General features: G+C 44.7%; 10 protein-coding genes. 8 read left to right on the top strand and 2 right to left on the bottom strand.

Annotated features, from left to right (window positions below; genetic code table 11):
* Nucleotide 1: 1 nt before the first annotated feature.
* From atpA to glmU, 5 genes are all read left to right on the top strand, one after another.
* Nucleotides 2–1,543: a F0F1 ATP synthase subunit alpha gene (gene atpA / locus ACOSVQ_RS18110; RefSeq protein WP_165312668.1), complete on the top strand. Its 1,542-nt coding sequence runs from the start codon at nt 2–4 to the stop codon at nt 1,541–1,543.
* A 43-nt stretch (nt 1,544–1,586) separates the two neighbouring features.
* Nucleotides 1,587–2,453 carry a F0F1 ATP synthase subunit gamma gene (atpG, locus tag ACOSVQ_RS18105; RefSeq protein WP_165312667.1) on the top strand — a complete coding sequence of 289 codons (867 nt, stop codon included), beginning with the start codon at nt 1,587–1,589 and terminating at the stop codon, nt 2,451–2,453.
* A gap of 34 nt (nt 2,454–2,487) precedes the next feature.
* Complete coding sequence (gene atpD / locus ACOSVQ_RS18100; RefSeq protein WP_165312666.1) at nt 2,488–3,891, top strand: F0F1 ATP synthase subunit beta; 1,404 nt, start codon at nt 2,488–2,490, stop codon at nt 3,889–3,891.
* A gap of 18 nt (nt 3,892–3,909) precedes the next feature.
* Nucleotides 3,910–4,332, top strand: a complete 423-nt coding sequence (locus tag ACOSVQ_RS18095; protein WP_102942781.1) for a F0F1 ATP synthase subunit epsilon — start codon at nt 3,910–3,912, stop codon at nt 4,330–4,332.
* Nucleotides 4,333–4,492: 160 nt separating this feature from the next.
* A complete protein-coding gene (gene glmU, locus ACOSVQ_RS18090) occupies nt 4,493–5,854 on the top strand; it encodes a bifunctional UDP-N-acetylglucosamine diphosphorylase/glucosamine-1-phosphate N-acetyltransferase GlmU (protein ID WP_491983829.1) in 1,362 nt (453 codons plus the stop codon).
* Nucleotides 5,855–5,923: 69 nt separating this feature from the next.
* Here the strand turns inward: glmU and fadA are convergent, their stop codons facing one another.
* Both fadA and fadB read right to left on the bottom strand, forming a co-directional pair.
* A complete protein-coding gene (fadA, locus tag ACOSVQ_RS18085; protein ID WP_491983828.1) occupies nt 5,924–7,087 on the bottom strand; it encodes an acetyl-CoA C-acyltransferase FadA in 1,164 nt (387 codons plus the stop codon).
* Between the two features lie 24 nt (nt 7,088–7,111).
* Nucleotides 7,112–9,298 (bottom strand): fatty acid oxidation complex subunit alpha FadB, encoded by a 2,187-nt coding sequence (fadB, locus tag ACOSVQ_RS18080; RefSeq protein WP_491983827.1) that lies wholly within the window; start codon nt 9,296–9,298, stop codon nt 7,112–7,114.
* A 215-nt stretch (nt 9,299–9,513) separates the two neighbouring features.
* On the opposite strand from fadB, the gene ACOSVQ_RS18075 reads away from it, so the two are divergent.
* The 3 genes from ACOSVQ_RS18075 to hemG are packed head-to-tail and all read left to right on the top strand — an operon-like array spanning nt 9,514 to nt 12,176.
* Nucleotides 9,514–10,137: a YigZ family protein gene (locus tag ACOSVQ_RS18075; RefSeq protein WP_491983826.1), complete on the top strand. Its 624-nt coding sequence runs from the start codon at nt 9,514–9,516 to the stop codon at nt 10,135–10,137.
* Between the two features lie 33 nt (nt 10,138–10,170).
* Nucleotides 10,171–11,628, top strand: a complete 1,458-nt coding sequence (locus tag ACOSVQ_RS18070; RefSeq protein ID WP_491983825.1) for a TrkH family potassium uptake protein — start codon at nt 10,171–10,173, stop codon at nt 11,626–11,628.
* Nucleotides 11,629–11,651: 23 nt separating this feature from the next.
* Nucleotides 11,652–12,176, top strand: a complete 525-nt coding sequence (hemG, locus tag ACOSVQ_RS18065) for a menaquinone-dependent protoporphyrinogen IX dehydrogenase (RefSeq protein ID WP_491983824.1) — start codon at nt 11,652–11,654, stop codon at nt 12,174–12,176.
* The last annotated feature ends 427 nt before the right edge of the window (nt 12,177–12,603 follow it).

The raw sequence follows: 12,603 nt of genomic DNA, 5'->3' as shown, positions 1-12,603 counted from the left end.
CATGCAACTTAATTCCACGGAAATTAGCGATCTAATTAAACAGCGTATTGAATCATTTAACGTTGTTAGTGAAGCTCGCAATGAAGGTACTATCGTATCGGTAAGCGATGGTATTATCCGTATTCATGGCCTTGCGGACGTGATGCAAGGTGAAATGATTGAATTACCGGGCGGTCGTTATGCACTAGCACTTAACCTTGAGCGTGACTCAGTGGGTGCGGTTGTAATGGGCCCATATGCTGACCTTAAGGAAGGCATGAAAGTTACAGGTACTGGTCGTATTCTTGAAGTACCAGTTGGTCCAGAACTACTAGGTCGCGTAGTGAACACACTAGGTGAGCCTATCGATGGTAAAGGTCCAATCGAAGCTAAATTAACTTCGCCTGTAGAAGTGATTGCACCAGGTGTAATCGACCGTAAATCGGTAGATCAACCTGTACAAACTGGTTATAAGTCAGTTGACTCAATGATCCCAATCGGTCGTGGTCAGCGTGAGCTTATCATCGGTGACCGTCAAACTGGTAAAACAGCGATGGCGATCGATGCAATCATCAACCAGAAAAACTCTGGTATTTTCTCTATCTACGTAGCAATCGGTCAGAAAGCATCGACTATCGCAAACGTAGTTCGCAAACTAGAAGAGCATGGCGCACTATCGAACACTATCGTAGTTGTTGCATCTGCTTCTGAATCTGCAGCGCTACAATACCTAGCGCCATATGCAGGTTGTGCGATGGGTGAATACTTCCGTGATCGCGGCGAAGACGCACTGATTGTTTACGATGATCTATCTAAACAAGCGGTAGCTTACCGTCAGATCTCTCTACTACTAAAACGCCCACCAGGCCGTGAAGCATTCCCGGGTGACGTTTTCTACCTCCACTCTCGTCTACTAGAGCGTGCTGCTCGTGTAAACGAAGAATACGTAGAACGTTTCACTAACGGTGAAGTGAAAGGTAAGACAGGTTCTTTAACTGCACTACCTATCATCGAAACACAAGCTGGTGACGTTTCAGCATTCGTACCGACAAACGTAATCTCTATTACCGACGGTCAGATCTTCCTACAAACTGAGCTATTCAACGCGGGTGTTCGCCCAGCGGTTGACCCAGGTATCTCAGTATCTCGTGTAGGTGGTTCTGCGCAAACGAAGATCATCAAGAAACTATCAGGTGGTATCCGTACAGCACTAGCTGCATACCGTGAACTAGCGGCTTTCGCTCAGTTTTCTTCTGATCTTGATGAAGCGACTAAGCGTCAGTTAGACCACGGTCAAAAAGTTACTGAACTGATGAAGCAGAAACAATATGCTCCAATGTCAGTGTTTGACCAAGCTCTAACTATCTTTGCAGCAGAGCGTGGCTACCTAAAAGATGTAGAACTGTCAAAAGTTCTAGATTTTGAGGCGGCTCTACTATCGTATGCTCGCGCTCAGTACGCAGATTTTGCAGCTGAGATCGACAAGACGGGTGCTTACAACGATGAGATCGAAGCTCAGCTTAAGAAGCTAGCAGACGATTTTAAAGCAACCCAAACTTGGTAATAAGTCGGTGGCAGTCTCTGCCACCAACTAATGGAGAGTAACGATGGCCGGCGCAAAAGAGATACGTAATAAAATCGGTAGTGTTAAAAGCACGCAGAAAATTACGAAAGCGATGGAAATGGTAGCAGCTTCAAAAATGCGTCGCTCTCAAGACGCAATGGAAGCTTCTCGTCCATACGCTGAAACAATGCGTAAAGTGATCGGTCATGTGGCTAACGCAAATCTAGAGTACCGTCATCCGTACCTAGCTGAGCGTGAAGCTAAACGTGTTGGTTATATCATCGTTTCTACAGATCGTGGCTTGTGTGGCGGCTTGAACATTAACGTGTTCAAAAAAGCTGTGACAGATATGCAAGCTTGGAAAGCAAAAGGTGCTGACATTGAGCTAGCGGTAATCGGCTCTAAAGCAACGGCTTTCTTTAACAACAGTGGCGCAAAAGTCGTCGCTCAGGTTTCTGGTCTTGGTGACTCACCAAGCTTGGAAGATCTGATCGGTTCTGTTGGCGTAATGTTGAAAAAATACGATGAAGGTGAATTGGACCGTCTATATGTGGTTTACAACGAGTTTGTAAACACCATGGTTCAGCAACCAACGATCGATCAATTGCTACCTTTGCCTAAATCGGAAAGCGAAGAGATGCAGCGTCCGCATTCATGGGACTACATCTACGAGCCTGAACCAAAACCTCTACTGGATACGCTTCTTGTGCGTTACGTAGAGTCTCAGGTTTATCAAGGTGTAGTTGAGAACCTTGCTTGTGAGCAAGCGGCTCGAATGATTGCGATGAAGGCTGCAACTGATAACGCAACCAACTTGATTGAAGATTTAGAACTTGTGTACAACAAAGCCCGTCAGGCCGCGATCACACAAGAACTATCGGAAATCGTTTCTGGTGCGGCAGCGGTTTAAGCTTAGGTAAAACAAACAGTTTAGAGGATTAACGATGGCTACAGGTAAGATCGTACAGATCATTGGTGCGGTAGTCGACGTAGAGTTCCCACAGAGCGAAGTACCTAGTGTTTACGATGCTCTGAACGTTGTGGATTCTAAAGAGCGTCTAGTTCTTGAAGTTCAACAACAGCTTGGCGGTGGCGTAATTCGCGCAATCGTTATGGGTAGCTCTGATGGTTTACGTCGCGGTTTGGCAGTTGAAAACACTGGCGCTCCAATCTCAGTACCAGTAGGTACTAAGACACTAGGTCGTATCATGAACGTACTTGGTGATGCGATTGACGAGCGTGGTGAAATCGGTGCGGAAGAGCTTTACTCTATCCACCGTGCAGCGCCAAGCTACGAAGAGCAATCAAACGAGACAGCTCTTCTAGAAACAGGTGTAAAAGTAATCGACTTGATTTGTCCATTCGCTAAGGGTGGTAAAATCGGTCTATTCGGTGGTGCAGGTGTAGGTAAGACCGTTAACATGATGGAACTTATCAACAACATCGCACTACAACACTCTGGTCTATCAGTATTCGCGGGTGTTGGTGAACGTACTCGTGAAGGTAACGACTTCTACTACGAGATGCAGGAAGCGGGTGTTGTAAACATCAACGAACCTGAGAAATCTAAAGTAGCAATGGTTTACGGCCAGATGAACGAGCCACCAGGTAACCGTCTACGTGTTGCACTTACTGGCTTGACTATGGCTGAGAAATTCCGTGATGAAGGCCGTGACGTACTGCTGTTTATCGATAACATTTATCGTTACACACTTGCAGGTACTGAGGTATCAGCACTACTAGGTCGTATGCCTTCTGCGGTAGGTTACCAACCTACTCTTGCTGAAGAAATGGGTGTTCTACAAGAACGTATCACTTCAACTCGTCAAGGTTCTATCACGTCTGTACAGGCGGTATACGTACCTGCGGATGACTTGACTGACCCATCTCCAGCAACAACGTTCGCACACTTGGATGCAACAGTTGTACTTAACCGTAACATCGCAGCTATGGGTCTATACCCAGCGATCGACCCACTAGATTCGACTTCACGTCAGCTAGATCCATTGGTTGTTGGTCAAGAGCACTATGATGTTGCGCGCGGTGTTCAGCAAACGCTTCAGCGTTATAAAGAGCTGAAAGATATCATTGCGATCCTAGGTATGGACGAGCTATCTGAAGGTGATAAGCAAGTTGTATCTCGTGCACGTAAGATTGAGCGTTTCCTAACTCAGCCTTACCACGTAGCGGAAGTATTTACTGGTGACCCTGGTGTGTACGTTCCTCTTAAAGAAACACTACGTGGCTTTAAAGGCCTACTAGCTGGTGACTACGACGACATTCCAGAGCAAGCGTTTATGTACTGCGGTACTATCGACGAAGCTATCGAGAATGCGAAGAAGCTATAAGGCTAACTAGGAGGCGATATGGCAGCAATAACCTTTCATCTAGACGTTGTGAGCGCAGAGAAGAAAATCTTCTCAGGTCGTGTTGAAACGTTTCAGGTGACCGGTAGCGAAGGTGAGCTTGGTATTTTCCATGGTCACACACCGCTGCTGACCGCTATTAAGCCTGGTATGGTGCGTATAGTGAAGCAACACGGCCACGAAGAAATTATTTATGTTTCTGGTGGTATTGTTGAAGTTCAACCTGGTACAGCGACTGTACTGGCTGACACAGCAATTCGTGGTGAAGATCTAGATACAGCCAAGGCTCAAGAAGCCAAGCGTCGCGCTGAGGAGAAAATCCAGAATCAGCATGGCGATATGGACTTCGCGCAAGCGGCCAGTGAACTGGCTAAAGCCATTGCTCAGCTACGAGTAATTGAGCTGACTAAGAAACGTCGTTAATTTAATTAACACGTTTTACGAAAAGGCGACCATTGGTCGCCTTTTTTGCTTTATTTAGTTCGCGCTTTATTTTTAATAGAAATTAACGCCAAATAATTAACACCATGACAGTAAGCCGCTAGAATGCACTCAGTCGTTACCTCAAATAAATAGGTTAAACATGAAATTTAGCGCCGTGATTTTGGCTGCGGGCAAAGGCACTCGCATGCATTCTAATATGCCAAAAGTTCTTCATACTCTTGCCGGTAAACCAATGGTGAAACACGTGATTGATACGTGTAATAGCTTGGGTGCACAGAACATCCATCTGGTTTATGGTCACGGTGGTGATCAAATGAAGCATGCGTTAGCGGAAGAAAACGTTAACTGGGTTCTGCAAGCGGATCAGCTTGGAACTGGTCATGCGGTTGATCAAGCGTCTCCTCAATTTCAGGATGATGAGAAGATCCTCGTTTTGTACGGTGATGTTCCATTGATCTCTGAAGAAACCATCGAAAGCTTGTTGGACGCACAACCCAATGACGGCATTGCACTGTTAACCGTAGTGCTTAAAAACCCAACAGGCTACGGACGTATCGTGCGTAAGAATGGTCCTGTGGTAGCTATCGTTGAACAAAAAGATGCTTCTGAAGAGCAGAAGCTCATTAAAGAAGTTAACACTGGCGTTATGGTTGCAACAGGGCGTGATCTAAAACGTTGGTTATCGGGTTTAAATAACAACAACGCTCAAGGTGAATACTACCTAACTGACGTTATTGCAGCTGCCCACGATGAAGGTCGTGCTGTAGAAGCGGTACATCCAGTAAGCGCGATTGAAGTGGAAGGGGTTAATGACCGTATTCAACTTGCTCGTCTTGAGCGTGCATTCCAGACTCGTCAGGCTAATCGTCTACTAGAGCAAGGTGTGATGCTCCGAGATCCGTCTCGTTTTGATCTGCGTGGTGAGCTGCAATGCGGCATGGATGTAGAAATCGACGTTAACGTGATTATCGAAGGTACGGTATCTATCGGTGATAATGTTGTGATTGGTGCTGGCTGTATCTTGAAAGACTGCGAAATTGACGACAATACGGTGATTCGTCCATACAGTGTGATTGAAGGCGCGAGTGTGGGTGAAGATTGTACTGTAGGTCCATTTACTCGTCTTCGCCCTGGTGCGGATCTGCGTAACGATGCTCACGTTGGTAACTTCGTTGAAGTGAAGAATGCGCGTATTGGAGAAGGCTCTAAAGCTAACCACTTAACTTACATTGGTGATGCTGAAATAGGTCAGCGCGTTAACGTAGGTGCTGGCGTGATTACCTGTAACTATGACGGTGTAAACAAACACAAAACCATTATTGGTGACGATGTGTTTGTGGGGTCTGACTGTCAGCTGGTGGCGCCAGTTACTATCGCCAATGGAGCTACAATTGGTGCAGGGACGACATTAACCAAAGATGTTGCTGAAGGTGAGTTAGTAATTACTCGCGCTAAAGAGAAGAAAATATCTGGCTGGCAACGTCCAACCAAGAAAAAATAAAAAGAAAAGCCAGCTAAATGCTGGCTTTTTTAATGCTATTTCTATTTAAAAACGAAAGATGATTGGATGTTACGGACGCTCGAAAATTGTCGCGATACCTTGTCCTAAACCAATACACATAGTCGCTAGACCGTATTTCGCCTGTTTCGCTTCCATCAAGTTAATCAGAGTAGTTGAAATACGAGTACCGGAGCAGCCTAGTGGGTGACCTAGTGCTATTGCGCCGCCGTTAAGGTTTACCTTTTCATCCATTTTGTCCAATAAACCTAAGTCTTTAGCACAAGGTAGAGACTGGGCAGCAAACGCTTCGTTCAGTTCAATCACATCAATATCTTCCATTGATAGACCTGCACGCTTAAGCGCTTTATGGGTTGCTGGCACAGGGCCATAACCCATGATTGAAGGATCGCAACCAGCAATCGCCATCGATTTCACTTTGGCTCGGATAGTAAGTCCTAACTCCAGCGCTTTTGCTTCACTCATAATAAGCATTGCCGATGCGCCGTCAGACAGCGCAGAAGAAGAACCTGCGGTTACCGTACCATTCACTGGGTCAAAGGCTGGACGAAGTGCTGATAAACCTTCAGAGGTTGTTTCAGGACGAATTACCTCATCATAATCAAGAGTGAATAGGGTGCCATCTTCAGCGTGCGCTTCAGTTGGAAGAATTTCATTCTTGAATCTTCCCTCAACGGTTGCGGCATAAGCTCTTTGATGTGAACGAGCAGCAAACTCATCTTGTTGTTCGCGACTAATTCCGTGCACTTTGCCTAGCATTTCAGCGGTTAAACCCATCATGCCAGCAGCCTTAGCTACGTTCTTTGATAGCCCAGGGTGGAAATCTACACCATGATTCATTGGAACATGTCCCATGTGCTCTACACCGCCAACCAAGCAGATTTCAGCATCTCCGACCATAATAGAACGAGCTGCATCGTGAAGTGCCTGCATGGATGAACCACATAAGCGGTTAACCGTAACAGCGCCTATTTCAATTGGCAGGCCAGCTAAAAGTGCCGCGTTGCGTGCCACGTTGAAACCTTGTTCAAGAGTTTGTTGAACACAACCCCAGTAGATATCTTCGATTTCAAGTGGGTTAACTTGAGGGTTTCTTGCCAGAATACCTTTCATCAGATGAGCCGAGAGATCTTCCGCTCGCTGGTGGCGAAACGCTCCGCCTTTGGAACGTCCCATTGGGGTACGAAGGCAATCAACAATCACTACATTATTCATTTTGTTATTCCTTTTCCAAAGTGGTTACAGTGAGCCAGCTTGTTGTGAGCCTATTTGTTGAGAACTAAAGAAGGTTTCTCCTTTTTCAGCCATATCAATCAGGCGTTGAGGAACATGATAAACCGCACCTAAATGCTGATGTTTTTTCGCCATTTCTAGGTAAGTACTGAGACCAATACTATCTAGGTAACGGAACACACCACCACGGAATGGAGGGAAACCTAAACCATAAACCAGTGCCATATCGGCTTCTTGTGGGGAGGCGATGATGTTTTCTTCTAAACAAAGCACAACTTCATTGATCATTGGAACCATCATGCGTTCAATAATGGTCTGATCATCAAACTCAGCAGAATTAGCACATACGGTTTGTAGTAGTGCAAGTACGCTGGTATCAAAGGCTTTCTTTGGTTTCCCTTTTTTATCGACAGTGTATTGGTAGAAACCACTACCGTTCTTCTGCCCGTATTTCTGTGCTTCAAATAGAGCACTAATAGCGTCAGGCCCTTCTTTGGCCATACGAGTAGGGAAGCCTTGTGCCATCACTTCTTGAGCATGATGAGCAGTATCAAGCCCAACCACATCTAACAAGTATGCAGGTCCCATTGGCCAACCAAATTGACGCTCCATGACTTTATCTATTTGTGTGAAGTCGCCACCATCACGCATCAATAGGCTAAAACCTGCAAAGTATGGGAAAAGGACTCGGTTTACGAAGAATCCAGGACAGTCATTCACCACGATTGGTGATTTGCCCATTTTTGCTGCATAAGCAACTACGCGGTTAATGGTGTCTTCAGAGGTATGTTCACCACGAATGATTTCAACCAGAGGCATGCGATGCACAGGGTTAAAGAAGTGCATACCACAAAAGTTTTCTGGGCGCTTCAGTGATTTCGCCAGCAAATTGATTGGAATGGTCGAGGTGTTTGACGTGATTACGGTATCAGCAGAAACCTGTTGCTCCACTTCACTTAATACAGCGGCTTTAACTTTCGGGTTCTCAACGACCGCTTCAACCACCACATCAGATTGCTCGATACCCGCGTAGTGCAGTGTTGGTGAAATAGAGGCGATGACGGATGCCATCTTAAATCCATCGATCTTGCCGCGTTCAAGCTGTTTGTTAAGTAGCTTGGAGGCTTCTGTCATACCCAAATCAAGGGAAGACTGAGCGATATCTTTCATTGTTACTGGTACGCCTTTCGACGCCGATTGATAAGCGATACCGCCACCCATAATTCCAGCGCCTAAAACAGCCGCTCGTTGGGTCTCTTTTGATGCTGACTTCGCTGATTTTTTCGCAAGCCCTTTAATGTATTGGTCATTGAGGAATATACCTACAAGAGCTTGAGCTTCTTGGGATTTCGCAAGAGTAATAAAATGCTTACGCTCAATATCGAGAGCGGCATTGCGCTCGCAATTTGCAGCTTGCTCGATAGTTTTCACAGCGGTCATAGGAGCTGGATAGTGAGTACCTGCTACCTGCGCAACCAAGCCTTTTGCCATAGTAAAGCTCATCATTGCTTCTATTTTGCTTAAGGTCAGCGCTGAGGTTTTTTGCTTGCGGCGTGCTTGCCAGTCAATCTTTTCATTGATGGCTTGCGTTAATGTTGCGATTGCAGATTCTGCTAGCTTGTCGCTTTCAACTATCGCATCAAGTAAACCCAATTTTAATGCTTCGTCTGCTTTGCACGCTTTACCTTGGGTGATGATTTCCATTGCACTGTCAGCACCGATGATTCTTGGTAGACGAACTGTGCCGCCAAAGCCAGGCATAATACCCAGTTTTGTTTCTGGCAAACCAATGCTGGTGGTTTTATCACCAATGCGGAAGTCGGTAGCGAGTACACACTCACATCCACCACCAAGAGTAAAACCCTTTAAGGCTGAGAGCGTTGGTACTGGTAAGTCTTCCAGCTTATTAAATATGTCGTTTGCAAACACTAGCCACGTATCTAACTCAGCTTCTGGTTTTGCAAATAGTCCTAAAAACTCAGTAATGTCGGCTCCGACAATAAATGAGTCTTTATCCGTTGTGAGCACAACACCTTTTAAACCTTGATGAGTTTGGAGAGCATCAAGAGCTTCGTTCAGCGAGTTCAAAGTGCTGAGGTCGAGCTTATTTACAGAGTTCGGGGAGCAGAAGCTTATTTCTACGATACCGTTCTCTAGTTCCTTTACCTGTAGGGTTTCGGCTTGGTAAATCATTGTCTATCTCCTTGACATACAACCGAAGGATTGTGTGTGAGAGTTTTTGTTGTATTTAGTTTCTGGTGTGACCAGTAGATTCAGTTTGAACGTCAGATTCTATATTTTCAATACATTTTTTAAACAAGTGTTTAACATTGTGTGCTAATACCAATCCTGAGCACATTTTTAGGGCTCGTGATACACTTAGCTACCTTTATGATTTTGTGAAAAATATGAACGTTCGACCTTATTTGATCCCAAATGAACCTGTTATCTTCGAAGAAGAGATTAAGAAGAGCCTGTTTATTACCTATCTTGCACATACACCAACAAGTGAGGCGGCTAAGGCGTTTGTGGAACAAATAAAACAGAAGCATCCAGATGCTAGGCATAACTGCTGGGGCTTTGTTGCTGGCAGGCCTGAAGATTCCATGCTTTGGGGATTCAGTGACGACGGAGAACCATCAGGTACAGCAGGTAAGCCTATATTGGCTCAATTGTCTGGGTCTGGTGTGGGAGAAATAACCGCAGTAGTTACCCGTTACTATGGCGGTATCCGGTTAGGTACGGGCGGTTTGGTTAAAGCGTATGGTGGAGGAGTGCAACAAGCTCTTAAGCTGCTTCAAACTATTGAGAAAAAAATCACCACAAATTTGCACCTAAGTTTAGACTACGGCTTGGTTCCGCTTGCGCAGTCTATTATCAAACAGTACGACGGAACAGAAGTTGATGCTCAATACGGTTCAAACGTGGAATTGGATGTGGAGCTAGAAGTTCTTCATGTTGAAGATTTCACCCAAACTATCATTAACCGAAGCGGTGCAAAGATTATTGTTACCGATTTAACCAATATATAGGAACTAGGAAGCTCGGCTTCATTTTGTCTATCAATGCAATTTCGTTCAATTATCCGAATTGTCGGGCTTTTGCTCGCGATATTTAGTTTTACAATGCTGGCTCCTGCGTTGGTCGCTTTGATCTATCGCGATGGTGCTGGTGTGCCTTTCGTTTCTACTTTTTTTGCATTGTTGTTTTTTGGCGCGATTCTTTGGTTTCCTAACCGCCGCCATAAACATGAGCTAAAGTCGCGAGATGGTTTTCTCATCGTAGTACTGTTTTGGACGGTAATCGGTAGCGCTGGGGCGATGCCATTTATATTCTCTGATAACCCAAACGTTTCAGTAACCGATGCTTTTTTTGAATCTTTTTCTGCACTAACTACTACAGGTGCGACTGTCATTGTTGGTCTCGATGAATTGCCCAAAGCGATATTGTTTTATCGTCAATTCTTACAGTGGTTTGGTGGCATGGGTATCATCGTTTTAGCAGTTGCGATCTTGCCTGTACTTGGTATCGGTGGCATGCAGCTTTATCGCGCTGAAGTTCCTGGACCAGTAAAAGACAATAAGGTGACTCCGCGTATAGCAGAGACAGCAAAAGCGCTTTGGTATATCTATTTGAGTCTAACGATTGCTTGTGCTGCCGCCTTTTGGCTAGCCGGTATGACAGTGTTCGATGCAATCTGTCATAGCTTCTCAACTATTGCTATCGGCGGCTTCTCAACCCACGATGCCAGCATGGGCTATTTTGATAGCTATGCAATTAATCTGATCACCGTCGTTTTTCTTTTAATATCGGCCTGTAACTACACATTGCATTATGCAGCTTGGGCGACAGGTGGTGTACATCCTAAATACTATTGGCGAGATCCAGAATTTCGCGCGTTCGTCGTCATACAAGTCATTCTGTTTGCAGTCTGTTTCTTAATGTTAATAAATCACCGGACGTACGATTCTTTATATGACGCGTTTGATCAGGCGATATTCCAAACAGTATCAATATCGACTACAGCTGGGTTCACTACTACGGGTTTTTCTGAGTGGCCACTGTTTTTGCCAGTACTTCTCCTATTCTCCTCTTTTATCGGTGGTTGTGCTGGTTCAACAGGTGGCGGTATGAAAGTTATTCGCGTGTTATTGCTTACATTGCAGGGGGCTCGTGAGATGAAACGTCTTGTACACCCGAGAGCTATCTATTCTATAAAGCTGGGGGACAGTGCGCTCTCACAACGTGTAGTTGATGCGGTGTGGGGATTTTTCTCTGCTTATGCTTTGGTGTTTGTCGTTTGTATGCTTGCCGTTATCGCAACCGGTATGGATGAACTCAGCGCGTTTTCAGCGGTTGCTGCAACTTTGAATAACCTCGGACCTGGATTAGGCGAGGTGGCTGTTCATTTTGCCGATATTAATGACAGTGCCAAGTGGGTGTTGATCGTCTCCATGTTGTTTGGGCGTTTAGAGATTTTCACTTTATTAATTTTGTTAACACCTACGTTCTGGCGTAGCTAGGGTTACACACATTGGGAGATAGCGTGAAAGCACTTCTTTTATATTCGACCCGTGAAGGTCAGACAAAAAAAATCATGCACAACATTGCACAACAGTTAGAAGGCTACGAATGTGAGTTTGTTGATTTGCATGAATGTGCACCTATTGATTTAACGCAATATGAAAAAGTGCTAATTGGTGCTTCTATTCGCTACGGTAAGTTAAACACAAAACTGTACCAGTTCATCGAAGCTCATCAACAGCAATTAAATCACGTTAAAGCTGCTTTTTACTGTGTGAATCTCACCGCTCGCAAAGCTGACCAGGGGAAAGATACACCAGAAGGTAGTGTCTATATAAAGACGTTTTTGAAAAAGTCTCCTTGGCAACCAGCATTAATTGGTGTTTTTGCTGGAGCGCTTTATTACCCACGTTACCGTCCTATCGATAGGATGATGATTCGTTTCATTATGAAATTGACGGGTGGAGAAACAGATACAAGCAAAGAAATCGAATATACAGACTGGGAAAAAGTGTCTCTATTCGCCAAAAAGTTTGAGCAATTGTAAAGAAAATAGTCAAAAAAGAGCCGTGATGGCTCTTTTTTGTTCGAACAGCAAAAAACTTCCAAAACTTTGCAAAAAAACTATTGCCAATTCTGATCAGCTCCCTATAATGCCGCCTCGCTGACACGGGAACAGTTCGTAAGAAATGCAACCAGTTAGCCGGTTTATTAACTAGCATCAATTAATGATGAAAAAGTTTTAAAAAAGTGTTTGACACTGAAACTTAACTAGCTAAAATAGCCGTCCGTTTTGAGAGGAATGCCTTGAGAAACGAAGCTCTTTAACAATTTAAACCTATCAATCTGTGTGGGCACTCGTTGATGAAAATCAAATTAGATACTTCGGTATCAAAATTAGGTTTCAATGAACTGAGTGACCAATTGAATCGCAAGATTCAGCACAGTCAATTCAACATTACTATGTAATGTAA

Source organism: Vibrio sp. HM8-C (assembly GCF_058630515.1).
The sequence above is the reverse complement of the archived record's forward strand: the minus strand, read 5'-3'. Positions and strand labels throughout refer to the sequence as shown.